22 protein-coding genes are annotated in these 25975 nt (G+C 39.8%); 15 read left to right on the forward strand and 7 right to left on the reverse strand.

All coding sequences use genetic code 11. From position 1 onward, the window contains the following. The first annotated feature begins 2 nt into the window (after window positions 1-2). The 4 genes from ACFSR6_RS07295 to ACFSR6_RS07310 all read left to right on the forward strand — a co-directional run bounded on the left by ACFSR6_RS07295 (window position 3) and on the right by ACFSR6_RS07310 (window position 3083). Window positions 3-470, forward strand: a complete 468-nt coding sequence (locus ACFSR6_RS07295; protein ID WP_379076957.1) for a hypothetical protein — start codon at window positions 3-5, stop codon at window positions 468-470. 186 nt (window positions 471-656) lie between these two features. Further along, window positions 657-1148 carry a hypothetical protein gene (locus ACFSR6_RS07300; RefSeq protein ID WP_379076959.1) on the forward strand — a complete coding sequence of 164 codons (492 nt, stop codon included), beginning with the start codon at window positions 657-659 and terminating at the stop codon, window positions 1146-1148. Window positions 1149-1209: 61 nt separating this feature from the next. Continuing rightward, window positions 1210-2196 (forward strand): hypothetical protein, encoded by a 987-nt coding sequence (locus ACFSR6_RS07305; RefSeq protein WP_379076961.1) that lies wholly within the window; start codon window positions 1210-1212, stop codon window positions 2194-2196. Then, on the forward strand, window positions 2196-3083 hold the full coding sequence (locus ACFSR6_RS07310) for a hypothetical protein (RefSeq protein WP_379076963.1): 888 nt from the start codon (window positions 2196-2198) through the stop codon (window positions 3081-3083). Before ACFSR6_RS07305 ends, ACFSR6_RS07310 begins: the two co-directional genes overlap by 1 nt. A 170-nt stretch (window positions 3084-3253) precedes the next feature. On the opposite strand, the gene ACFSR6_RS07315 is transcribed toward ACFSR6_RS07310, so the two are convergent. Further along, window positions 3254-4762 (reverse strand): S41 family peptidase, encoded by a 1509-nt coding sequence (locus ACFSR6_RS07315; protein ID WP_379076966.1) that lies wholly within the window; start codon window positions 4760-4762, stop codon window positions 3254-3256. A 223-nt stretch (window positions 4763-4985) separates the two neighbouring features. Between ACFSR6_RS07315 and ACFSR6_RS07320 the strand changes: the two genes are divergently transcribed. The 4 genes from ACFSR6_RS07320 (at window position 4986) to ACFSR6_RS07335 (ending at window position 9986) form a co-directional block, all read left to right on the forward strand. Then, entirely contained in the window at window positions 4986-6476 is a 1491-nt protein-coding gene (locus ACFSR6_RS07320; protein ID WP_379076969.1) for a PhoX family protein, read from the forward strand. 149 nt (window positions 6477-6625) lie between these two features. Then, on the forward strand, window positions 6626-8344 hold the full coding sequence (locus ACFSR6_RS07325) for a cytochrome-c peroxidase (protein ID WP_379076971.1): 1719 nt from the start codon (window positions 6626-6628) through the stop codon (window positions 8342-8344). A gap of 130 nt (window positions 8345-8474) precedes the next feature. After that, entirely contained in the window at window positions 8475-8657 is a 183-nt protein-coding gene (locus ACFSR6_RS07330; protein ID WP_379076973.1) for a hypothetical protein, read from the forward strand. 39 nt (window positions 8658-8696) lie between these two features. Beyond that, window positions 8697-9986: a gluconate:H+ symporter gene (locus ACFSR6_RS07335; protein WP_379076977.1), complete on the forward strand. Its 1290-nt coding sequence runs from the start codon at window positions 8697-8699 to the stop codon at window positions 9984-9986. Window positions 9987-10254: 268 nt separating this feature from the next. Here the strand turns inward: ACFSR6_RS07335 and ACFSR6_RS07340 are convergent, their stop codons facing one another. Genes ACFSR6_RS07340 through ACFSR6_RS07350 form a run of 3 tightly spaced genes read right to left on the reverse strand, consistent with a single transcriptional unit; the run spans window position 10255 to window position 15070 of the window. After that, window positions 10255-12702, reverse strand: coding sequence for an outer membrane beta-barrel protein (locus ACFSR6_RS07340; RefSeq protein ID WP_379076980.1), 2448 nt, complete (start codon window positions 12700-12702; stop codon window positions 10255-10257). 30 nt (window positions 12703-12732) lie between these two features. Further along, the gene (locus ACFSR6_RS07345; protein ID WP_379076983.1) at window positions 12733-14649 is read right to left on the reverse strand and encodes a M56 family metallopeptidase; all 1917 of its coding nucleotides are present in this window, start codon (window positions 14647-14649) and stop codon (window positions 12733-12735) included. A 31-nt stretch (window positions 14650-14680) separates the two neighbouring features. Further along, entirely contained in the window at window positions 14681-15070 is a 390-nt protein-coding gene (locus tag ACFSR6_RS07350) for a BlaI/MecI/CopY family transcriptional regulator (RefSeq protein WP_379076986.1), read from the reverse strand. Between the two features lie 328 nt (window positions 15071-15398). Between ACFSR6_RS07350 and ACFSR6_RS07355 the strand changes: the two genes are divergently transcribed. From ACFSR6_RS07355 to ACFSR6_RS07365, 3 genes are all read left to right on the forward strand, one after another. Then, window positions 15399-16076: a hypothetical protein gene (locus tag ACFSR6_RS07355; protein WP_379076989.1), complete on the forward strand. Its 678-nt coding sequence runs from the start codon at window positions 15399-15401 to the stop codon at window positions 16074-16076. Window positions 16077-16772: 696 nt separating this feature from the next. Beyond that, complete coding sequence (locus ACFSR6_RS07360; RefSeq protein ID WP_379076992.1) at window positions 16773-17834, forward strand: response regulator; 1062 nt, start codon at window positions 16773-16775, stop codon at window positions 17832-17834. 296 nt (window positions 17835-18130) lie between these two features. Then, window positions 18131-18802 (forward strand): cyclic nucleotide-binding domain-containing protein, encoded by a 672-nt coding sequence (locus ACFSR6_RS07365; RefSeq protein ID WP_379076995.1) that lies wholly within the window; start codon window positions 18131-18133, stop codon window positions 18800-18802. Between the two features lie 31 nt (window positions 18803-18833). Here the strand turns inward: ACFSR6_RS07365 and ACFSR6_RS07370 are convergent, their stop codons facing one another. After that, a complete protein-coding gene (locus tag ACFSR6_RS07370) occupies window positions 18834-21083 on the reverse strand; it encodes an alpha/beta hydrolase (RefSeq protein ID WP_379076998.1) in 2250 nt (749 codons plus the stop codon). A 246-nt stretch (window positions 21084-21329) separates the two neighbouring features. Between ACFSR6_RS07370 and ACFSR6_RS07375 the strand changes: the two genes are divergently transcribed. The 3 genes from ACFSR6_RS07375 to ACFSR6_RS07385 are packed head-to-tail and all read left to right on the forward strand — an operon-like array spanning window position 21330 to window position 23237. Next, window positions 21330-21980, forward strand: coding sequence for a FadR/GntR family transcriptional regulator (locus ACFSR6_RS07375; protein ID WP_379077001.1), 651 nt, complete (start codon window positions 21330-21332; stop codon window positions 21978-21980). A gap of 11 nt (window positions 21981-21991) precedes the next feature. Beyond that, a complete protein-coding gene (locus tag ACFSR6_RS07380; RefSeq protein ID WP_379077003.1) occupies window positions 21992-22825 on the forward strand; it encodes a sulfite exporter TauE/SafE family protein in 834 nt (277 codons plus the stop codon). Between the two features lie 10 nt (window positions 22826-22835). Further along, window positions 22836-23237 carry a DUF1634 domain-containing protein gene (locus ACFSR6_RS07385; protein ID WP_379077006.1) on the forward strand — a complete coding sequence of 134 codons (402 nt, stop codon included), beginning with the start codon at window positions 22836-22838 and terminating at the stop codon, window positions 23235-23237. Window positions 23238-23298: 61 nt separating this feature from the next. Here ACFSR6_RS07385 and ACFSR6_RS07390 read toward each other — a convergent pair whose 3' ends face one another. Then, window positions 23299-24153, reverse strand: a complete 855-nt coding sequence (locus ACFSR6_RS07390; protein WP_379077009.1) for an NAD(P)-dependent oxidoreductase — start codon at window positions 24151-24153, stop codon at window positions 23299-23301. Between the two features lie 173 nt (window positions 24154-24326). Here ACFSR6_RS07390 and ACFSR6_RS07395 point away from each other — a divergent pair, with 173 nt between their 5' ends. Then, window positions 24327-25430: a DNA alkylation repair protein gene (locus ACFSR6_RS07395; RefSeq protein ID WP_379077012.1), complete on the forward strand. Its 1104-nt coding sequence runs from the start codon at window positions 24327-24329 to the stop codon at window positions 25428-25430. On the opposite strand, the gene ACFSR6_RS07400 is transcribed toward ACFSR6_RS07395, so the two are convergent. Next, window positions 25419-25877, reverse strand: a complete 459-nt coding sequence (locus ACFSR6_RS07400; RefSeq protein WP_379077015.1) for an NUDIX domain-containing protein — start codon at window positions 25875-25877, stop codon at window positions 25419-25421. The genes ACFSR6_RS07395 and ACFSR6_RS07400 overlap by 12 nt on opposite strands. Window positions 25878-25975: the final 98 nt, after the last annotated feature.

Raw genomic sequence — 25975 nt, forward strand, 5'->3', positions numbered from 1 at the left:
AAATGCAAACATTTAAATATTTCGAACAAGAAGGCAATACTTATAAATTAAAGGTGCAAAAAGGACTATTTTATACCATAACTTTGGGCTGTATTGCTGCCATCATAGCCCTACTGATCTATAGCACCAGCAAGGCAACATTTTTATACGTTACTTTCTTTGCCTTTGTAGGTGTACTGGGTGTTTTGCGTACAACAGGTATTATTGCTTTTGATAACCAAAGTCGTGAAATACAGCGTAAACGTTTTTTCTTCAGTGCGCCTGTAAGCTATAGTTTTGATGATTTTGACCATTTTCTCATATCAAAACAAAAAAGTTATTTTATTACCGTGAGTATCCAGGCCATTATGGTAATGAGAAAAGGCGATAAAACCAGACACATTTTACTGGCGCAAACTTTATTTACAGCAAAACCGCTTCAAAAACTTAGTGAAGAAATAAGTACAATAATGGGTTTGCCACAAACTTAAAAATATACAGGTAAGCCTGCTGCTTTAGCCTGACTACAGGCAAGCCGGAAATACGTAAAACTGTAATAAAAAAGAATCCTAAACAAAAACATAAGTCATTTTATCACCAGCTAGTTTTCGTGGTCGTCGGCATTCAGAAAAGCCCTGTTGCGGACAAGAGCAAAAAACAGGAAAAATTATAAAGATATGTCAGCCTATAATTTAAAAATAGAAAACGGCAAACTCAGCTTTCAACCCGAACGCGATTACAGGGGCAAGATTTTGTTTTTTGTACTTCTCGCTGCAGGAATATTTGTGGTAACGCCTATACTCCATCTCTATCGTGATACGAAATGGGTTGTAATGGGCATTGGTTTCATATCGGCACTAACGGCGATTTATGATTTCATCTTCCATTTTAATGTTACCTATATTTTTGATCAATACTCAAGGCAGGTATACAAAAAAATTCCCGGGTTATTCACCCGTAAAATTATGGCCTTTGAAGATATATACATCCTTCATGTACAGGAAGATGGCCTATTGCATTATGCCTTATCGCACAAACAGAACAAGTATGGTAAAAGCTTCGCCATTAGCCAACCGTTTGGCACCAACCGCAAAAGCCGGGCAAGACAGGAGCAATTTGAAACAGAAGTGTTAACTGAAATAGAAAAAATAATGCATCAAAGCATATGATAAACTAAAAACCTCAAATATTACAATTAAATAAAAGATTCACCTACCTAACCAAAAAAACATGAGAGGATTTTCGATATTCTGGATCATTTACATGCTGTTTTTCGCTATTCCGTTCCCCATGTTGATCTATTACAACACCAAAGACGATAGCGTATCCAACCTGATGGGCGAAAATCCCTGGTATCCGCTTTCTATGCTTGCCTTATCCATAATATTCTGGGTCATATTATTAATCGGCTACTACCGAAAATGGGTGATTCGTATTTTTTCGGTTAAACGTAATATAGAAAAACTTAAAACCACCGGTGAACCTCGGGAGGCCAAAATATTAGAATCATCAAAAATACATGAAAAAGGTGCGGCTTACGATACCTACGAACTTACCTTAGGGTTTAAAAACCTAGTGGGCAGTACGATTATGCAAAAAACCACGGTAAATGATGCAAAACCTTATGAACGCCGTTATGAAGTGGGTAAAACTGTTGGCATTCTGTTAGATAGAGAGGTAAAAAAAGTCCCTTATTTTATTTTTGCCACAACAGAGGTAAGCATAAAAAAAATGATCATATTTCTCACCAACCTGGCCTGGCTGATCTTTGTCGCCATTGTTGTTTGGTATTATGCTTATTCTTATGCTTTAGAAAGCAAAGGCATGGGCTGGCGTTTTATGGGTATCGGCCATCCTTTATTAACCTGCGCATTTACGCTGCTTATTTACCGTATCTTCGGCACTTTTATCGCTCATAAGTTTAGCAGCAAACCCAGTCAATTGTACCTGATCAAATTTAAAGGTACACATACTACTGCCCGGTTGGTAAAAGTTAACCAAACCGGAACTTATATTAATGAGCAGCCGATGATCAATTTTGACCTCGAATATACCGATCAGTTTAACCAAAAGCACCGGACAAGCATTAAAAAAATAGTAGATCTACTTGATCTGGACAGCGTTAGGCAGGAATATTTTTCTATTTTTTACATCAAAGAAGATCCGCAAAAAATTGCCTTTGAAAAAGACCTGAACGAACTTAAGGGAGAATTCTGATGAAAAACCTAAAAAAACTTTATTGCCTGATTGTACTGCTCAGCTTACTCGGTTCAAGCTGCAGACAGATTACCAAAAGTATAGATGAAACCTTTCATCCAAACGATTCGCTGGTTAAAAAATATGATCAGGAAAAAGGCCTTCGAGAAAATGGAGGATATAAAGGAGACACAAAAACATCTTCTTCTACTTCAATACAGCACCAACAGAAAAGAACCATCGTGATCAATGGCGATACCGTTAATACACCCGAAATGGAGTCAAAAGCAAAAGAGATGTTCAGCGACATTGAATCGTTAAAGCAGCAAAAAAGCCCTGCTACAGCTAAAGAAATACAGAAAAGGGTAAACAAGTTTCTAAAAGAGATGAAACTTCCGCAAGGTGGCCTTAAAACCATTGATACGGAAAAACCGATCGTAAAAACTAAAAAAGGACTATTAGGTACTGCTGACCTCGCGTTGGCTGAAGAACAGTTAAAGAGATTGCCCCAATATCGCCACAAAGAAATAATGGTGTACCAATCGGTTCATTTTTACGATAATGGCACTATAAACCTGATGTTACAGCATCCTGTAAACCCTAAATATGCCGATGCATACGAATATCGGGATGGGGTATGGTCTATGCCGAAACCGGTATTGGCCAGAGATATGGAACGCAGAACCTTCCCCTTAAGTGAAATGCATTTTTCAGATGCCCGGAAAGTACTCAAAATCTACAACGAAAAAGCGGCACAGGTAAATGGTGCAGCACCAACTTCTTCTGTTTACATTTCGATATGGGATGATAATTTCCGCTGGTTCCCCGGGAGCATCAACGGTACCCGCGAGCGCTTCGATATCCAGTTTAACCGCGATGGAACACTTAAAAGTTTCAGGCAGGAATGAAAAATACGAATGGAGTGATCTTATCCTTTTGTATCCCAGATAATTGATCGTTGCGTTTTCCCGATTTCTATATCAAGATCAGGTGTTGTTATCGCAAATACTAACCTCGCAGTTGCTATTAAGCTTTAAAAAAAATAGAAAACAGGTTCAGCATTGACGAAATCCCGAATTTATTTAATCAAACTCAGGGCCTTTTTCAAATCCAGGTCATTATTACTTACTACATCCTTCGGAGTATAATCAATTGTGTAATCGGGCATTATGCCCCGGCCACGACTTGCTTGTTTAGCTGTCGAAACTACCCGCATCCACGGAAAATCGACTACAACCTTACTATTGGGCAACGTTAGGTGCTGCACTGTCATACCATTGCATCCCTCCTGCGCCCCTGCAGTTTCCCTTCCAATAAACTTAACGTTTTTATTTTGCGCCTTTAATGCTGCTGTAAAAAGCACTCCTGATGAAAAAGTGGCGCCATCAATCAACACCAAGAGCTTACCATCAAAATGATTGGCACCAGCAGGCTTAAATGGTCCGTAGAGCTGTCCAAACTCAGAAGTAACGGTTATATGGTGCCAGGTTGCTGGCTTATTATCAGCTTTAAAGCCTGTTTTAAAACCTTTGGTTATTTCGGCATCAAAGTACCGGGCAAACTGACTTGCAGCAGGGTCAGTAAATCGTGATTTTACATCACCAACAATATTGAAATCACCATCTGCCAGGTAAGACAGCAATCGGGTCGCCACCCTGATATCGCCACCAGTATTGTGCCTTACATCCAGCACCAGATTTCTAATCCCTTTTTGTTTAATCAAGGCAAAAGCCTTTTGGTATACAGCAGTATCGGTATAGGCAAATGGGGTTGCCTGAAACCAGGCCGTTAGTGCATTTTTTTGAAAGCGTAAGCGCGAATTTTCAATTTCCGTAGCCACTACCCAGCCAGCAAGATTATCGATGGTCTGTTGCGGCTCGGCCAGTAATTTTTTTCCATTTTGAGCTTCATCAACTTTTATCATTTTCAACTCACCTTTGCTGGTACGAAGCTTAAGTTCATACGGTGGTTGCCAGTGATAGTATTTATTGCATACATCTTCAAAGCCATCATATTCACTTAAAAACAATTCTTTAAAGGTTTCGTTATAACCGTCTCCACAATATAGATTATAGCCATGATCAACCATTTGAGCAACAGGAATACCATTCATTTCCATAAGCTCATCCCCGGTATGGAGTTCCGGTACCTGATGAGTAGTAACCCATACCTTGCGCTGCTGTACCAGTACATGAAAAGGCAAATGTGGTACTTTTTCGTTTGCTGCCGGTTTAAAGTTGACCGAATGTTTTAACTGGGTATGTCCACATCTTAACTGGCATAAAAAGGGATAAACCGCATCGATAAACTGACTTTCGGAAAGTGGTTTTTTTAGGCCTTTATAAACATTTTGATAAGCTTGCTGCAATTGAGCTGTTGGCGTATAAAAACCGTAACCCGGATGTAATTCCTGAATGGCACCCCACAACACAGCCAAATCCTCCTGCATACTATTTACCGGTAACATATTTTTGGCAGCTGTATCAGCAGCTGTTGAATGATTTGTTTTATGCGATGTATTACTGCCACAACCCAAGGCAATGACCATCATCACTGAAATCAATAATCTTAATAAAGGTGCTTTCATGACAGGTAATTAAAGGCACGCAATATACTGTAAGTTAGAGGCTAACCAAAATTCGATTTTAAAGTTTGCTACAGCTTTGATAATTAAGGGAATTACGCAAACCCACAACTGAGTCTACACCACAGAACCATTCTAAATAACACTGTACACTTTAGCTTAACATAAGCTTTAATTTTTCGCAACATAGCCAATGTATTTTTGCCGCAAACGGAAAACAAAACTTATGAACAAAACGCTATTAAAGCAAAGGGCTTTGGCCCTTGCTGTTGCTGCATTTGTTACTTCTACAGTAATAATCAGTGCCTGTAAAAAGAATAATGAGCCAGAAACACCAGAAACCACTACCCCGGTTACATTAAAAGATTATTCGGTAAATCCTTCGCTGGTAAAAGCAATGCCTGGTTTCGAGAGCCTGAACATTACGACTTTAATCAGTTCGGATGATGTATTGCCTGAATCGCCAAATTTCATTTTCGGTGCACAGCCTGATGGTGCAGGAATGATTAAAAACCCTTCGGGCGAAGGTTTTATCATGATTAACAACCATGAAATTCTCCAGTCGGTATCGCGCGTGTATCTCGATAAAAACTTTAAACCGGTAAAAGGAGAATACATTGTTGATTCGGATGGCGGTATGACCCGTCTTTGTTCGGCTACCCTGGCAACCCCCGAAGAGCATGGCTTTCCTAAACCAGTTTTTTTAACTGCGGGCGAAAGTGGTGCAGAATCGATGATTCACGCCATCGACCCTCTTGCTGCTGCCGATAAAAAGAATAAACAAAGAACCGTTAGCGCATTGGGCAGATGGAGTGCCGAAAACGCAGTACCGCTGCCTAAAGGAGCATTTGCGGGTAAAACTGTCATCATGATTGGCGAAGATGAGAGTGACGGACAGCTGGCCATGTATGTTTCCAATACACAAGGTGATTTGGAAAACGGCAAGTTATATGTAATGAAACGCAGCAATAACGACCCGATTGAAACCAACATGGAGAAGGGACAAACCTACGATGTGGAATTTGTAGAGCTTGACAATGTAAAAAGCAGTACCGGCGCCCAGTTACAACAACAAACTATTGATAAAAAAGCTTTAATGCTGGCGCGCGTAGAAGATATCGATTACAGAAAAGGCAGTGCGGCAAACGGTCGCGAAATATACTTTACTGCAACTGGCGTTAGCCAGGGCGATAAAATCACACCTGTAAGTGGTAAAACCATGTGGGGTCGTGTGTATAAGCTGGTACTGGATGCAAGCAACCCGTTAAAAGGTAAACTGGAAGTAGCTGTTGATGGAAACGACAATCCTGGAAAAAGCATCGTAAACCCTGATAACCTTTGCGTTACTGAAAACTATGTATACATCCAGGAAGATGGCGATTCATTTTACAAAAACAACGATCACGATGGAACCATATGGCAGTTTGCAATGGCTTCAAAATCGTTAAAACCAATGTTACAGATGAACCACCGCAGAACAGATGCCACATTTAATGCAAAATACAACCCAGGAAACAATACGCAATTAAGCAGCTGGGAATATGGTGCCATGTACGATATTTCTGCTTTAACCGGCATTCCTGATACTTTTGTGGTGAATTTACACCCACACACCTGGACAAATGACAAATACAAAAATGCCGACGGTGGTACGACCAGATTGGTTAACAACAGCGAAGGTGGACAAGTAGTAATTGTTCGCGGCGTTTCTAAATAACCAATGCGCTTTCTCATCCCTTTCAGCAAATGCTGGAAGGGATTTTTCTATTTTATTTCAACTCCACTGCAAGTATGCCCAGCCTAAAAAAAATTGTCTTTTTCGCATCCTTAATTACCCTTACTACTCTTCTTTCCATTTTCTGCAAAATGGAAAAGAAAACAACGGCAGAACGGGTTAGAGCAGATTTCGACCAGCAGCTCACTGAATTTCAAAGCCTGGTTGATCAAAAATTATCTCACGCCGCTCAGAACCGGGATGAAAAAGCAATTAAGCAAGCCTTCTTACTGGCAAGGACAAAATACAAGCAACTCGAATATTATATCGAATATTTTTTCCCGTCTACCGCAATAATGCTTAATGGGGCGCCCATTGATGAAATTGAATTGGGCGAAAACCTGATCGAGAACCCAACGGGTTTTCAGGTAATGGAAGAAATAATTTACGAAAGCCCAACAAAAGAAAATCGTCTGGAATTACTGAACGAGGTAAAGAAAATGCAGCTCAATTTGCAGCGGGTTAGTCGTTTTAATGCTCAATACCAGCTTACTGATGCACAGCTATTTGATGCCATCCGTTTAGAAATTTTCAGGATTACAAGTTTAGGGATAACAGGTTTCGACACCCCCAACGCTTTACAATCGATCCCTGAAACGGCGGCGGCTTTAAGAGGAATTGAGCATGTACTGGAGAAGTATGATGAAACATCAGCAAATCAAACAATTTCATTGGCCATTGCCTATTTGGATAAAAACCATGATTTTAACACTTTTGACCGCCTGACTTTTATCACCCTATACCTCGACCCCATCAGTAAAAAAATCAACGCACTCCGGTTGAAAAAAAAGATCGCAACTGCAGCAAGTGGATCCGCATTGCACGATGAGGCGGTAAGCATGTTTCAGCCAAATGCTTTTAATGTAAATAAATTTGTTGGTAACAGCACCTTGTTTATTAGCGACGCTAAAATTGCCTTAGGCAAAGCTTTATTTAACGATCCTGTACTTTCTAACAGCGGTAACCGCAGCTGCGCCAGTTGTCATCACCAGTCGAAGGCCTTTACCGATGGTTTAGTAAAAGCCACCGGAATTAAAACAGGGGAAGCTTTACTAAGAAACACCCCCACACTAAGTTATGCAGGCTTACAACGCGGATTCTTTTACGACTTAAAGGCCGGCACATTAGAAGACCAGGCCCTCGATGTGGTACACCACAAACAGGAAATGAACGGATCGCTTACCCAAGCGGCTGAACGTATTAACACGGCTAAAGGTTACCAAACCTTATTTCAAAAAGCCTATCCGGATAAAGCCGGTAAAGCCAACCCTTGGAAAATACAGCATGCACTGGCTTCCTATATACGATCGTTATCGCCTTTTAGCTCAAGGTTTGACCGCTACATGCAGGGAGACCATAAACAGCTAAGTGCTGATGAAAAAAAGGGCTTCAACTTATTTATGGGTAAAGCTAAATGCGGAAGCTGCCATTTTGCACCGCTTTTTAACGGCACCCCGGCTCCCCTATTCAATAAAAGCGAGGCGGAAGTTTTGGGTGTACCTGCAACTGCTGATACCATTAAACCGCAATTAGACAACGATTTGGGACGTTACGCACTTTACAATTACCCACAGTACAAGCATGCCTTTAAAACTTCAACCTTAAGAAACATTACCAAAACAGCACCATATATGCACAACGGTGTATACAAAACCCTCGAGCAAGTGATGGATTTCTACAACCGGGGCGGAGGTGCAGGCATGGGTATAAAAGTTGATAACCAAACTTTATCTGCCGATAAACTGAATTTAAGTAAAACAGAGATTAAACAGATTATTGCTTTTTTGGCTACGCTTGAAGATTTACGTTGATCTTGTTTATATTTTTCACTACTAAAGGCGCAAAAGAACACAAAGTAAAGTAAAACTTCCGTGTATACTGTACACCCATGGCTAAAAAGGGAGTACGCAGAATAACCCGGATTTTTGATACTTTTACATTATGATCAGAATAAACAACGATACACCAACCGAGGTTCTTCAGGATATAAAAATTGGCGATATGGTAACCGATACCTTCAGCAAAACGGGTCTGGTAGAAAATATAGAGATCAGCGATGATGGGCTATACCGGACCTATGAATTTAACCTTGTTACCGGAAGAACCATCACGGTTAAAAAGTAAAACGTTATAAACTTATCTTACCATCCTAACCCTGGCCAAATGTCATTACTTATCCTCCTTTTCGGTATTCTTTTGCTTTTTGTGCTGATCTTGAAAAAGATCAACCCAATGATCGCTTTAATTGCTGTAGCGATTATTACAGGTCTTTTATTGGGCATGCCGGTAACAAAGGTAATGGCCTCCATCAGTAATGGAATTGGCAGTACCCTGGGTAGTATGGTGATGGTTTTGGCCCTTGGTGCAATGATGGGTAAAATGATTGAAGATAGCGGCTCGGCTAAAAAGATTGTTTTTATTTTAATCAGGGCCTTTGGCAAAAAGAATATTCAATGGGCCGTGCTGTTAACCGGTTTATCGGTAGGGATTCCTTTATTTTACAATGCTGGTTTCGTGGTACTAATCCCTTTGGTTTTTGCCATTTCTGCTGCCACAGGGCTATCGAAATTATACATTGGCATCCCAATGGCTACAGCCCTTTCGGTAACACATGGTTTTTTACCCCCTCACCCCGGACCTGTTGCTTTAGCCGGAATTTTCCATGCTGATATTGGCAAAACACTCATTTACGGCTTAACTTTAAGTATACCCATTGCGGTTATTGCCGGAATTTATTTTCCGCGTTTTATTCTCAAACGGGATCAATCGGCAACTGTTCAAGACTTCCATATCAGCGAAGAAGAAAACCTCCCTTCTGCCCCGAGAAGCTTTATTACCGCATTGTTACCAGTATTCTTAATCATCGCCGGAACCATAGGAAGCAGTTTCAAAACAGATTATGTAGGCAAACCGCTGTTTATATTTTTAGCTGACCCTACGGTAGCCCTATTAATTTCGGTTATTATTGCTTTGGTTATTCAAAAAACGGGCATTTCAAAAGCGATGGAATCATGTGCTGAAGGGGTAAAAAGCATCGCTATGATTATTTTAATTATTGCAGCCGGTGGTGCATTTAAACAGATTTTGATTGATAGCGGTATGGGCGAAACCGTAAAACAGCTTACCGGAAGTTTAAATTTATCGCCACTGCTACTGGCCTGGTTAATTACTGCATCGCTCCGGGTAACCCTTGGTTCGGCAACGGTAGCTGCCCTAACCGCATCCGGGATGGTATTGCCACTGATCAGTTCGGGTGCTCCGCCAGAGTTAATGGTTTTATCGGTAGGTGCAGGAAGTTTAATGTTTTCGCACGTAAATGATACCGGGTTTTGGATGTTTAAAGAATATTTTAACCTCAGCCTGAAAGAAACTTTTAGCACCTGGACCATGATGGAAAGTTTGGTTTCTGTTTTAGGTTTGGTTGGTGTGCTGCTGTTGAACCAGGTTGTTTGAGCTGATCTTCGTTTAGAGAGCTCAGTTTTTTTAACAAAACAACAGGAGTTGGAATGACAGCATCAGCTTTAAAAGGGACCGTCATTTCGAGCGGAGTGCAACGCAGTCGAGAAATCTGCATAGATAGAAATAGATTTCTCCGTTTCGCTTCGCTTCAGTCGAAATGACGTCCGATTTTGAATTTTATCATTGTGTACTGGAGCACAACACATTAGAGAGATCCATTAATTTTCATGGATGTCCCTGAACCACATTCGATAGGTAATCATTAATTCTTCACCCTGTTCTTTTCTGCATCAGCACCGGATGATTCGTGTTTTGCTGGTGTAGAAAAAGCCTTACCAAAACGGTAGCTGTAACTCACCACAACCGATCTCGAATCCTGGCGGTTTACCCAGTTTGCCTCTGTATTTGCGAGGTTATTGATTACCCCATTAAAAACCCTGGTTCTAAAAATATCATTTGCGGTTAATTTCAAGGTACTTTTAGTTGAAAGTTTTTTCTGCACCGCTGCACCAAACTCATGTACTTCACCCAATAAAAACTGTACATTAGATAGTTTACTCTGGTAACGCATGTTTACTTCGGCATTCCATGTCGGGCTGATTTTGAACTGCAAATTCGGGTTTGCCCTTAAATAACTTCCATGGGTAACCAGAAAACCTGTATAAAAATCTGTTTTTGAAATTATGTTTGCATACTCCACATAAGCATTCAGTTTAACCCATTTGGTTAGGTCAATTTCTGCATTTACCGAAATATTGGCCACGGTTGTTTTGCCCACATTCGCGGGCCTGCTGTAATAGGTGCCATCTACAATCTCTATGGTTTCGTTCACTTCGTCTCTCACCCAGCCATAACCTAAAGTGGTGGTAATTTTATTTTTATAGGTGTGCGACAGCTCTAAACTGTGTGTAAATGACGGCTTTAAGAATGGATTTCCGACGTAATAGGTAAACTTATCCAATGGCGAGAAAAATGGGTTCAGATCCTGATAATACGGACGGTCGATCCTTCGACCATAATTTAAGCCTAACTGATTATTGCCGGCAGTATCCAGTTTATAAGAAAAATAAACCGTTGGAAACAAGCTGTTGTAAGTTCTTTTGAAACTCGAGTCAGGTTTAATCAAATTACCCAACTGGTGCCCGTTTGACACCGTATTTTCATACCTCAATCCAACTTGTAACGAAAACCTTTTTCCCTCCCTGCTCATGTTCAGGTAAGCTGCATTAATATTTTCTTTGTACAAGAAATGATTGCTTTTCTCATAATCTACACTTGTTTTTCCATTTGCGGTATTAAAGTAATCGGCAATATTATCGGTTTTGGTATAAGCCGTTTTAACACCTGCGGCCAGTTTCCATTCATTTGCCAATGGGTGCGAATAATCCATTTTTGCCGTGTAAATATCGATATCAGAAGGCAGGTTACCGGTTAATATATCCTGGTATTTTAATGTTCCACCCGGTAGGTAACTGAAATTATAATAGGTCTGATCGGTTTGATTATGATAAAGCAGGTAATCTGCATCAAAAGTAAGTTCCCTGCCCGCCTGTTTAAATTTGTGCCTGTAATTTAGGTTTACCCCAGCATTCTGGTATTTAATCTGGTCGATGTTTTCGGCCCTGATGACCGAATCGAGCTGCATTGATGCATTCGATAAGTTACTGGTATTGTTGTTTACCTGTTTAGAAATCCGGTTCATGCCTGTTAGCACCATGCCCCAGGTAGTATTATCCGAAGCATAATAATCGAGCCCTGTTTTCAGGTTGAACGTATTGCCATGCCTACGAAAATAAGAGTTCTGATTAAAGTATGATTTTGCGCTGCCATCATCATTTTTATATTTCCGGTTAAGGTCCAGATCGGTAAAACTGTTGTTGAGGTTATAACTCAAATTTCCGAAAACGTTGATCTTATCCTTGCGGTAATTAAAATTTAAACTGTTGTTAGATCTACTCAGTTGACCTTGATTTAAACTCAGGTTAATGCCTCCGTTAAACCCGGCAATTTTTGTTTTCTTGGTTTTGATATTGATGACCCCGCCATTTCCTGCCGCATCGTATTTGGCAGGCGGATTGGTCATCAATTCGATCTGATCAAGAGATGAAGAAGGCAACGAACGCAGGTAATTCTCCAGCTCGGCCCCCGACAGGTAAGTCGGCTTATCATCAATAAAAATGGCCACCCCGTTTTTGCCCTTCAGCGAAATTGCACCGTTCTGATCGACATTAACGCCAGGCGATTTACTCAGCACATCCAGGGCCGTTGTTCCTGCATTAGAAATCAGTGCATCAACATTCACCACTGTCCGGTCTATTTTCCGTTCAACAAAAGCCTTTTGCCCGGCAACCGTTACCTCTTTCAGGTTATTGGCTCCGGTAGCCATTTTAATATCGGCTAAAGCAATATTGGAATGCGCAACATCTAATACTATTAAATCTGATTGGTAAATGGGCGCCCCCACAACCGATATTTTAAGCAGGTATTTACCATAAGTAAGCTTATCAAAACTGAACAGTCCATCTTTTTCTGTAAAGGTGGTTTTTAAAAGTACAGAATCTTTAAGCAGTGCTACCGTAGCAAATTCGATGTTTTTTCCTTCAGCATCCAATACCCGGCCATAAATTTTGGGTGAAGATGGTTGATCCTGAGCAAAAGTAAGGGCAATATTCATCCAAAGGGCTAAAAAAGCCAGGAGTGTAAATTTCATGATGGTAAGGTTGGATTAGCGCCTAGAAGATTAATTTTTGTTGTTTTCAATCAGGAAATTATACATCAGCGAGTGGTTATCGTTTTTCAAAAACCTTCTTTTGTACTTTTGCTGAGTCTCGGTACTTTGTTTCACACCATTTACAATCAGCTCGTCTTTATTGAGTTTATATGATAGCTTATTGGTGCTGCTGATAATGCCATCTTTAATCAATTCTTGGTTAATAGCATTCGTATAATCGTGTCCATCACCATTGGTTACGGTTTTTGAGGTAATTGTACGCTGCGATCCGGTTCTGATACTGCTGCTTTCGCCATGAACAGGTGGCGTTGGTGGTGTAGGAGGAGTAGCATAACCCAAGCCTGGCTGAGCTGCAGGAGCTGCCGGCATAGCAGGTATGGCGGGTATGGCAGGTGCCGCGGCAACAGCTTTCGGTGCTTTTGGCGGACGAGGCGCCCTCGGTTGTACATCATAACCTTGCGATTTATACTCTTTTGCCCATTTCCGGTATTCTCTTGCATCGTCAGCAGCTTGCTTAGCATCAGCAATAGCTCTTTTCGAATCATTTTCGGCCATTTTAGCATCAGCAACTGCCTGTTTATGGTCTAACTCTGCTTGCTTAGCATCAATAGCAGCCTGCTTGGCATCTTTCTGAGCCCTCATTTCATCGTAGCGCCGTGCTTTTTCATCTGCTTGTCTGGCCTTTTTATCTTCTTTCGTTTCCTGCCACTGTTGCTTTTCATTCAGTTTTTTCAGCTGGCTGTCCATTTTTTCATTGATCTCTCTTTCCATCTGATCTGCAGATTTACCTGTTGAAGGTCTGGCTTTTTTCTTGGTCGTATCCTGCAACACTACATTTAAAGTGCTTATTTCTTTTTTAGAAACTGCTTTTGTATTGCCCACGCTTTTAAAAGCAGCAGTACAAACCACAGCAGATACCAGGGCGATGGTTAATATTGTTTTTTCCATTTTGTTTAAAGTTGAATTGGTATTAAATAACATCCTGCTGGCTCTGTGCAGCAGGCTACCTTTCTTGCCGGTAATGGCCATGGCATAAGCAGGTGCACGCTGCTTAAATTCCTGGCACACAATAAGGGCCTGAACGTAGTTTTTGCGATCGTTTACACAGGCGATGGCCAAATCATCGCAACAATGCTCGCGCTCTGTTTTAATTAATTGCGATACCCAAAGTACCGCGGGGTTAAAGAAGAATACGATTTCAATAAAACTCTGAAATAAATTTACCAGGTAATCTTTCCGTTTGATGTGGGCCAGTTCGTGAGAGAGGATAGCTTCAACTTCCGCATTTGATAAACCATTAAGCAGCCCCAAAGGAATAAGGATTAAAGGCTTAAAATATCCCACTACCATAGGCACCTGAACAATACCCGATTGCATTACTTTCACCTTTTGCGTTAAACCCAGTTTCTGCGCGAGTTCATTTAGTTTTTCGTCCCATTTTTTACCTGCAGCATAGGTTTTATTATTACGCAAATGGTACACGCCATTTAAACCAACCGTTAATTGGATACTTTTTCCGCAGATGATCAGGAACCACACCAATACAATCTGACTGGCATAAGTATTCCACAATGAGAGGATTTTGTTCAGTCCCGAATACATATCCTGCTGTACACTTGTAACAGCATATTGATCTGTAATTGCTTTGGGCAGGTTAATCCCCGTTTGATGAATGGCCCTTGTCTGTGCATCGTACACCGGTTGTTGTAGCTCCTGATAAAAGGTAAAACCTATTGCAACAACAAACAGGCCTAAACATACCGTAAGCAGGTTGTAACGCCATGCTGCGCTCACCCTACGGGTAGTAAACATAACCAAACCGGCCATCAATGCTAAAATTACACCAAGCCACAACGAATGGAACAAGGTAGCGCCCAAGGCATGAAGCCAGTTTTCTGGCAAAAGGTTAATTAATTTAAATTCCATTATCGTGGTTCTTTAGAATCAGTACTGTTAATTATTCCATGCTATCCAATAGCCGCTTAATCTCTTCGATTTCCTTTTTTGATGTTTTCTCGTTCCCCAAAAGCTGCATCATCAACTGCGATGCAGAACCTTTGTATAACGTGTTTACGAAACGGTCTAACAATTGAACTTTGGTTTTTTCTTCTGCTTCTACCGGAATATAAATGTGTTTCATTTGGCTCTCATCACGCTTTAAAATTCCTTTTTCAGTTAAGATCTGCATCTGCTTTAAAGTGGAGGTATAATTCACCTCTCTTTGTTCATTCAGCTTATCATTTACAAACCGAACGGTCGACGGTCCAAATTCCCATAATACCTGGAGAATTTCCAGTTCGGCTTTGGTAGGTTCGGGCAGATTATTTTCGGATTGCACATTCTTCATACCCTAAAGGTACGATGTTTTTCGTACGATACAAATATTAGGATAGATATTTTTAACAAAATTTAGTAAATAACTGATTTATAACCACTTAAAAATAATAAAGACACAGAACTTAAATCTGATATCATGTTTAAAAAACTGGATTGGTAAGTCTCAAAGACTTTTTACTAAATCCTGGCAGGCCGAAATCCTCATTTTGATTACAATCATCAACAGGCTTAATGCTTATCAAAGGATATGTAGCGGCAGCTCTACAAATTTGGACATAAAACTTATACCCTATCGCCTGTTCCGTTTTACCCTTAACCTGCACAGACCTAATTATAATATGACAGATAAAAAGAACAACATTTCTACCTTGTTTATCACCTACCTGATATTGACAACTACTTTCCTTTTATTATTGATTGGCTTTGGAGAAGATTATTTTTTTGGGAGCTTTAATATCGAGATCCTGACTCTTTATGATTTTAGCGACCTGGCTTCATCGCAGAGGGGATTAAGTTCCCTGGAAAAATCTGCCCTTTTAGTTTTTTTACCTTTAATTATTACGGTTGCTTTTATTGCACATTCGTGGATCTGCGATACTTCTACCATACTACGCACCAGAAATGCTGCTTTTATAATAGGCCTAATGCCATTTGCATTTTTACCTGCTGTAATCAGCTTACAGGAAATTAAAATGTCTATCCTATTAATCAGCATTTCACTTGCCCTTATGCTATGCCTTTGGATTATTCTCTTTCAGGTCAGGATGTTCCAGTTTAACTACCTCTCTTTTCATTTATTTGCGAGCTGCTGCCTTTTAATCACATTTACATCAATTAACCGGATCGACATGGATATCCAACATTGCTTAAACAGCGCAAAAAACGATGGTACTATCGAAAATCCAGATCCGGCTACCGTAAACAGTCCGGTTGTTTTTGTTGGCAGTACCACCTCCTTTAATCTTTACTATTCTCCTACACAGCGCCGCAGCATTATCCTGCCCAAAGCAGATTAAGGATTCTTTTAAATAACTACCCCAATCATCGCCATAACTCAATAGATTAATTTAATCACTACCTATTTGTTACATCAGGCATTAAACACCGGCTGTAATGCCGTTAAGCCAACCTTTTCAATTTAAACAGCCAGGCTTCACGGTATTAACGCACATCATATTTATCATTATTAACCAAAATCAACAATTAATTTGACAATTATCAATCTATTTATGCATATTTATGCTCATTTTTATTGGATATTTGTCTATTAATCCCTATAAAAACATTTGCTAAATGCTTTTTGCAGAAAATCATGTTAAAAAACCGTGCTGTTTTTTTAACAGGTCGTCTTACGTAATTCCCATTGCTGTCAATGGACTTCCCGCTGTGGATACTCTTCAAAACAATTCGGTTTTGACAGATATTCTAATTAACATACCATAAATGAAGATTTTTAACTTATTAATCAACGATATACCTATACCCGTCTGCTTTATCAGAGTTTATCCGGCAAAGGGCGGGCAAAAACCAAAAAAAATTAAATTCGATTTTCAAAGTAATCTGTACCGCTGCCAATTGCCAATCTTCTTTTTTCAACGGCCTATGTTTAATATCTGAGGAATGCTTTTAATCATGCAAACACCATAAGGTTAAATGCTTTTTTACTTATCCAAAAAGAGCTTATTGTCTTTAGGATCAAACATAAAATTTAAATGGAGGGATCTAAAATCTTGGTTATACTAGAGGATTTTGATTTAAGAGTAAAAATCACCGAAATACTTACAGCTGGAAAATACAATGTAAAATCGACAGATAATGGCAAACATGCGATCGACATCATTAGAAAAAATCCTGTAGATGTTATTATTTCGGGGATAAACGTATCAGAAATAGACGGATTTGGGGTACTCCTTGTGGTTAATAAATTTACTGAAACTGCAGGCATCAGTTTTATTATGCTACTGAACGATAAAGATTATGATCTTGCCCGCAGGGTGATGGAACTTGGTGCAGATGGCCACTTAATGACTCCTTTTGATGACGGCGAACTGCTTAACCAAGTGGAAGTAAAACTTAGAAAAAAAAAATTGCAGCACGATTTATTTTTAAAAAAACATTTACAACTGAGAAATATAGACAACAGTGTAGACGATATGTCATGGCTGAGATCGAGGTTTGAAGGAAGTTTACCAAGAAATTTTAAGAAAAACCAGGTGCTTTATTATAAGGGAGAAAGACGCGCGCTTGGCCTTCATTATATTTTATCCGGAAAAATTAAAACTTATGTAACTGATGCAGCAGGCAATGTATTCATTACGGGCATTTACGGCCCTCATGAGTATTTTGGATTACAGAGCACATTATTGGGTACCGAAAACAAAGAAATTGCAGAAGCTATTGATAATTCTGAAATACTGACCATTCCATTTGCTGAAGTGCAGCATTTAATAACCGATTACCCCGAAATATTCAGTGTTTTTGCCAAAGATTTAGCACAGACTTTAAGCACACGTGATGAAAAGCTGCTCGACATTGCTTACTACTCGGTACGAAAGAGAATCGCAAAAGCCATTATTGGCTTAACCAAACTTGCCCATGGCACTGAAAATGGCCAGTTTATACTTCCAAGGCACGATCTGGCCTGCCTCGTTGGCATTGCAACCGAAACCCTGAGCCGCGTATTAGGCGATTTTACCAAAGAGGGACTTATTGAAAAGGAAGGCAACAACATTATTGTACTTGATGCCAAATCTTTAGATATGATGAAAAACTGATATACCGAGGCTTAATACCGTCAATTTTGAACAGCAACATTAACTATTGGCATAAACCGGAGCGGTAGATGAGAAAGATCAAGATACGCATTGACCATAGTCAGAGGAAAATTGGTATTAGTTACACAACTTAGCAACAACCAATACTTAGCGAATATTGGATGAATAATTTATGCATTTGCAGCGTTATGTTAAATAAATGTGAACGCTGGTACTGAAACTGAAATGCAAGCGGGAAGAATGCTGTATTTTCAATATCAAAACAAACGAAATTTTACTCAACTAAATTAAACAACATGAAACTTGGCTACACTAGGTATTTTTTAAAGGTATTTCTTTCATTATTAGACAGTAAGAAGAATAGGGCGGCCATCCGTTTTTTATATCGGCATACAACATTTCGAAACATTAGCGAAGGAGAAACGCTTTTTGAGGTCAATAGCCCAACAGCAAATGGCCAAGTAATATATGTGGCTGAGGGGCTGGTAAATGGATATATCAGTAATGAAGGGCAAAAATCGTCTGATATATGGCTGGGCAAATCGGGCAGCACTTATATCTGCGATGATTACAGCTATACCGGTTACAGCTTTAACATCAATGCGTTAGAAAATTCTGTCATTTTTATCATAGATAAATGCGAATTTGAGGAGGGCTGCGCATGGTATCCTGAACTTGATTCATTATTTGATGTTTATTTTCTCAGTAACGCCATAAATGATGTCAACAACAGGAACATTTTATTCAGGTTACAGGATATAGAAAACAGAACCAGATTATTCAGGCAAATTTATCCAGACCTCTATGAGCGAATACCTGCTGATCTGCTCATTTCTTATCTTGATCCGGATGCAGCTTTGGACCTGGAACAGGACCTGCATTTAGACGATACAAACAACGAAAGCATACTGAATTACCCGTGGCTGGAGAACTCACAAAAATCCACCTTGCTGTTGAATAAGGCTTAATTAAGCCTACTCAACAACAGATAATTTAGCATTAAGGCTTTGATGGTTTATCAATCAGAGCAAGATCATCAAGAATAATATCTCCTGAGCGGGTTTTATTAAAAATAAATTTGATTTTTTTAAGGTCGTTGAGCCGAAGTTTAGTTTCAGCATTCAGGAGTTTCGCAATATCGAAATAGAAAAAATCGGGTACAGCTTCCGAATTTGGATAATCGTCAAAAAAGCTAAATTTACCCAGATTTTTAGCGATCTGTGGCTGCAACATACTACAACTGCTCAATGGAAACGAAAGTTTATGCTTTTCACTGTCTTCAAGTATAATGGTAAAATCTGTTGGTTTTGCATGGCCATCCGTATTTTCTTTGTTAGCTGCCAGAGAAAAACTCAACATTTTTCCTGATAAAGAAAGCGGGGAAGCAAGTGTAAGCGAGAAAAAACCGCTCTGGTGTTTTAGGCTATCCCACCCTAAATAAACCCCTTTAGTAACCTGTATTCCCCATAAAAATTTATTCTGCTGTTCTTTCCATTGCCTTAAACCACTGGTTGTAATCCGGCCACCATTAATTGTTGAAGTATTAACATCTATATCTTCATCAAAATCAGCCAATACCGTTTTTTGGGCCGGTTCGAATTGGTTCATGTAAATCTTTTTGGGCAACCAGTTCCTGCCGAACCTCGCATCCATGAATAAGGGCTTATAACCTTCATTGCCATTAATTGTTGACTCTAAGAACGAGCTGATGTAGATGCTTAATATTTTTTGCTGTTCCTTCTCATCCATTAATTGTTTTAAATTAAACTTATTGATACCTGGCCCGGTGCCATCTCTCCTTCCCCATACTGAATTAAACTGACCATGGTTGGCTCCGCTTAAATAAAGTCCGGCCTTAAAGCCATTAAATCCCGGTGAAAACTGAATCCTTTTCATAGTAGTTAACCCGCCATAAGTCTGCATATCCATATCAAGTGCACCTTGTATTACAAAAAAATTAACATCTTTTGCAACAGTTAAAGTTCCTCCGGGTTTATATTGGCCATCAACAGGTGCAATGGCTACTACGGCGCCAATATTAAAATTAAAGTCGAATTTCTCTCTGGCATCGTCAGGGTAATGGCTTAGTTTATTAAATACAGCGGCATGGGTTACAGCTTCTCCCCCTCTCGAATGGCCAATAATGGCAATTTTATTCATATCCAAACGGTTATAAAATATATTGCCAGGTGTTTTATTCCAGTTGCGTAAAAGTTCAAGGTGTTTTAAAAGCAACCATGCCCGGGCTGCATTTTCATTTTTTAATCCGCCACCAAATACATCCAGATCGGTTAATGAGAGGTTTAAAAAATTTTCATCTACCGATACGACCATATAACCACGGCTGGCCAGTAGCTCACCCAAAAAAGCATAACCCGGATCTGAAGCTTGTTGCCCCAGGTGGTTTCCATGGATAATCATCACCAGCGGAAGTTTTTCTTTTTTCTCACGGGGGTACCATACCAGCGCATTCATGGGTAACGATTTTTCATCGCAACCAAAATATAAGGTTCTTAATTTTCCCGAAATCCCGGTCCATGAAGTAAGCAACCGGGAACCATCTATGCTGCTTGTTTTTATGGTAACACCATCTGCAAATTCTTTTCGCCATTTATCTTTTCCACTGCCATAAGTCAGAAAATAAGGTTTATACCGCCCTCTTGCTGAGGGATCAGGTAAATTTAGCGCTAAGGGCAGCCCTCCATGCAATTTATAATTGATAACGGTTTGTGGCTTACTCCCCTGCCCCAGTAACATAATGAGCCCTGAAACTAAAACAACCGAAGAAACAAGCAATATCGCAAACCAGAGAATACGTTTTGGACTCTTCAGAGGAAATAAATCACCCTTTTTCCATTGGTAAAGCCCTGTTAGCACGAATACCGGTAATATAACGGTCGATAGGATCAATAACCAACCATAATTGGTGGGTAAATGAAAAAAATAAAAAGCAGCCAGATAACTGAATATTATGGCCACCTGGTAAGCAGAAGGAATGCACCTGACCAGTTTTAATAGCCAAACCAATAAAACGGAGAAGATAACTCCACAACCCACATAAAACAACAGGTAAGCAAAAAGGTATATTGGTGATACATCTCCGATAAGATATAAAACATGCAAAGTAGATAGGAATATAACCACAAAAGCGGCGACTAATTTCTGAGCAAGTGCGGGTAATTTATTTGATGGGGAAAGGAATTCGATAACGCGTTTAAAGATGGATCTGATCTTCTTGATTATAGCCATAGTTTTTAAGAGTAGGTGCAGGTCAGAAACGATGGTAGAATCATCTGTTAATAAACCAATTATTAGGTAGTGCCGAATGGGTATTAAAAACAAATTAGGGAAAATTAATAAATATTCAAAATACCGCAGGTGTAGCGGCAAGTAACAAAGTCAGTACGCCTGCAGCATTAAAATGATCTTAAAACGACACAAAACATATGATGTTTAAATAAAACATCGTATGTTTGTATCACTATTTTAAAAGTAATGAAACAGGAAAGCAGGCTTTTTGAACAGATAGCCCTTAAAATCAGGAATAACATTAAAGAAGGCAAATTTAAAGCCGGAGAAAAAATCCCTTCTGAGCCTGCCTTAATGGAATTATACCAGGTTGGCCGCTCTACCATCAGAGAAGCGGTTAAATCATTAACCTTATCCGGAATTCTTACCGTTCAGCAAGGTTTTGGAACAAAAGTTAATGCAGTGCCTGCCGAACCTATAGAACAGCGCCTGCGTAGCTCTGATTTTGAAGAAATCAATCAGGTCAGGGCATTGCTCGAACAGGAAATTGTACGTTTAGCAACGCAGAACAGAAGTGATTCTGATTTAAATGCCATTGGCCAGGCACTTGAAAAACGAAAGCTGGCCATCGAAAGCGAATCGAGAACCGCATGCACCAATGCCGATATTGAATTTCACCTGGCCATTGCCGGAGCGTGCGGAAACCGGGTACTAAATGACCTCTATGAAAGTTTCACCCTAATTATCCGCGATTTTTTTGCCAAACGTGCACCTTCTGGCATTGCCCATTTTGCCATGAGCCATCATTTACACGAGGCATTATTTGATGCGATAAAAAACAGGGATGCCGATACCGCCCGCCAAATCATCACTACTATATTGAACAACAATCATTAAAATATATAATCATGCCAATTTTAACTTTTACCCTCATTTTATTGCTCGGTGCATACCTCGCAGGCCTGGTGGGTTCGTTAACAGGTCTCGGCGGCGGAGTAGTGGTAATCCCATTGCTTACGCTCGTTTTCCATGTTGATATCCGTTATGCCATCGGTGCCGCCTTGTTGGCTTCTATTGCCAACTCTTCGGGCGCGGCAAGTGCTTATATTAAAGAGGGGATCACCAATATCAGGCTGGGGATGTTTTTGGAAATTGCCACTACCATTGGGGCTGTAATTGGCGCCCTGATTGCGATATATACCCCAACCAATACCATAGCCATTCTTTTTGGTGCTGTGCTTCTATTTTCTGCTGCAATGACCTTAAGAAAAAAGAACCAGGAGGCCTTAACCGAAGGGAGCAGGTTATCTGCCGTGCTGAAGCTTAACAGTAGCTATCCCACCCAAACGGGAACGGTTAAGTATCAACTCAAAAACGTTGGGACAGGCTTTTCGATTATGACGATAGCAGGGATAATGTCGGGCCTGTTGGGAATAGGCTCTGGGGCATTAAAGGTACTGGCAATGGATACCGCCATGAAAATACCTTTTAAAGTAAGTACAACAACGAGTAATTTTATGATCGGTGTTACCGCAGCAGCCAGTGCCGTGGTATACCTGCAACGTGGTTATATGGACCCGGGTATCGCTTTCCCCGTGGTGCTGGGTGTATTGGGCGGAGCATTTACAGGGGCTAAATTACTGACCAGGATCAACCCCTCAACCTTAAGGATTATTTTCTGTATCGCCATTACTTTTGTTGCACTCGAAATGATTTACAATGGTTATCACCATAAATTCTAATTAAGGACAAATGAAAAATATCACTTCCACACATCTTATACAAGACCGCGATGTAGAAAAAATTGTAGGCAAACTACTGAGATTTGGCGTAATTACCGCAAGCCTGGTTGTTTTATTGGGCGGCATACTTTTTTTGGTTCAAAACGGTAATCAGGCCCAGCCTGATTACCATATTTTTAAAGGTGAAGAAAACGACTTTATTACTTTCAAAGGTATCTTTATGGGCCTTTTTACTTTTAAACCTATGGCCATTATCCAGTTCGGAGTATTGCTTTTGATCATTACCCCTATTATGCGCATCGTATGCTCACTGTTTGCTTTTATACTCGAAAAGGATAAACTATATGTAATTATTACCTTAATTGTACTGGCCATTATTTTAGGAAGCACTTTCGGTGGATTAAAAATATAGCCAAACCCCTGCGATAAGGTATACATGAAACTCTTATTTTTTTGATAATATAGGTATCTCTTTATCCTTTAACCTGCTTAATTACGGCAATTAGATCTTCTTCTCCATATCTGGTGGTTGCTGCCTCAAACGTTTGCAATGTGGTTTTGGCTAATGGCGAATTAAGCCCTATTGCTTTAGCCAGGTTTAAATCTTTTACAATATGTTTAAGGGCGAAAGCAGGCTTATAGTTATCGGCTATAATGGCATCGCCTTTAATTTTGGTAAAAACATTGGCTATGGCGCCATTATTGAGCAGATTAAGCAAATCTTCCGTTTTAATTCCTTGTTGATTGGCAAATACCACCGTTTCGGCCAAGCCTTGTGTATATAAAGCCAATAATGAATTAATAGCCAGTTTAGCTACATTACCTACACCTGCATCACCCAAACGCACCACCATTTTACCCATTTTTTCGAGTATCGGTTTAACTTGTTCAAAAGCAGCCTCATCTCCGCCAACCATAATTACCAATTGTCCTGTTTCTGCCTGCTTTACACTTCCAGAAACCGGGGCATCTAAATATTCCGCTCCTTTTTCTTTGCACAAAGCGGCCATTTCTTTTGAAATAGCAGGAGAAACCGTACTCATATTAACAATAATTTTACCCGAAATTTCTACACTGAAAAGCCCTTCAGGTCCATTAAAAATCTGCTCTATTGCCGCATCATCCGATACCATTAATATAATCACTTCTGTTTGGCTGATCAGGTTTTTGGGTGTTTCAGCAATCAATGCTCCCATTTCTTTTAAAGCAGCTTCTTTTTCTTTACTTCTGTTGTAAACGGTAACGGCATAATCGGCTTTTATCAATTGTTCTGCCATTGGGATTCCCATGTTGCCTAAGCCGATCCAACCTATTTTTGTTGTATTCATGTTATTGTTTTTATACTAAACAAATGTGATAAAGAAAAAGCTGAAATTGTTTAGCGATTGGTAAAAATACTACTGCAAAATGATTATTTTAATTATCCGGACCCAAAATACTAATAAAATTAGTATTTTAGCTAACTGATAAACTTGATCACACACTTTACAAACAACAAAATATGGCCAGCCTCCTGAAAGATTTATACTCTCCTGCTTTTTACGATCGTTTAAGCAATGCCCTGGCGGTTAGTATCCCAAAATTTGATAAAGAAAAATTTATTAAGGCCATTTTTATACCTGAATTTGAGGCAAAGGAACTTAAAGAGCGGATGAAACATACATCGGAGGTTTTGCACCATTTTTTACCAAAGGATTATCAGCAAAGTATTGAGCTGATCAAAAAAACCATCACACAATTAAGGGCGCAGGGTATAGGAGAAGACGGATTAGCCTATATGTTTCTGCCAGATTATATCGAAACTTATGGCATTAACGATTTTGAAAGCTCAGTTGAGGCACTTGAGTTTGTTACCCAGTTTATAAGCTGCGAATTTGCGGTGCGCCCTTTTATTTTAAGGTACGGAAATCAAATGATCTTAAGGATGCAGCAATGGTCACTACACGAGAGCCATAAAGTTAGAAGATTGGCCAGCGAGGGCAGCAGACCACGCCTGCCCTGGGCGATGGGCATTCCTTTTCTGAAAAAAGATCCCACTTCCATCCTACCCTTACTGGAGAACCTTAAAACAGATCCCTCTGAGTATGTGAGGCGCAGTGTGGCCAACAGTTTAAATGATATTGCAAAAGATCATCCGGAAGTGGTACTAAATGTGGTTAAAAAATGGTCGGGTTTAAGTAGCGATACTGATGCCATTATTAAGCACGGCAGCAGAACATTGCTTAAACAGGGACACGCAGCTATTCTTAAACATTATGGCTTGGATGATAAAGGCATTTTGCTGAGAGACTTTAAAATCCTTAACCCAACCATTAAAATCGGGGAAAGCCTAGAATTTTCATTTTCAATCACCAACGAAAATCCTACCGGACAAAAAGTGCGCCTTGAATATGCCATTTATTATAAAAAACAAAATGGCCAGAATACAAAGAAGGTATACAAGATTTCGGAGAAGATTTATCCTCCTGGTGCAGCAGTTAGGGTAATACGTAAACAAAAATTTGTGTTAATTACCACCAGAAAATTCCATTTGGGCGATCATCAGCTATCGGTAATTATCAATGGTGCCGAAAAGGAAAAGTTACATTTCGAATTAACCGCCTAATTTGGCGATCAGTTCATCAAGCAATGCAATTTGTCTTTCGTTAATGTATTTAACCGCATCCGGGTAATTAAACCAGGCGGCTTTGTCCATTTCCGGATAACTTTGCCTCTTACCCGAACGGGGCGGCCATTCCAATTCAAAAGTATTGCTCACGAAAACTTCAGGGGCCAGGTTACCTGCTATTGCCCAGCAAAAAACTTTTTTGCCCCCTTTTTGAACAATTGGGGTTAACTCGATAAAATCACCGGATAGTTTTTCACCTGTTTCTTCAGCAAATTCGCGGATAGCAGCCGCTAAGGGTTCCTCATTCTCGTCTATTTCGCCTTTGGGTACCGTCCAAAAGCCCTGATCTTTGTTTATAAAAAATGGTCCGCCCGGATGAGCAAGAAAAAATTCAATTTCCTGATCCTTTTTTCTGAAGAGCAATATTCCCGCACTTTGTTTCATTATGGTAAGGTAGGAATTGCATAAAAAAAAGCAGCCATATTTTTAAAATTTGGCTGCTTTATATAAATCTGGCATGATGAGATTTTTTGAAGATATTT

It is taken from the genome of Pedobacter vanadiisoli (assembly GCF_042684385.1).
Lineage (GTDB): Bacteria > Bacteroidota > Bacteroidia > Sphingobacteriales > Sphingobacteriaceae > Pedobacter > Pedobacter vanadiisoli.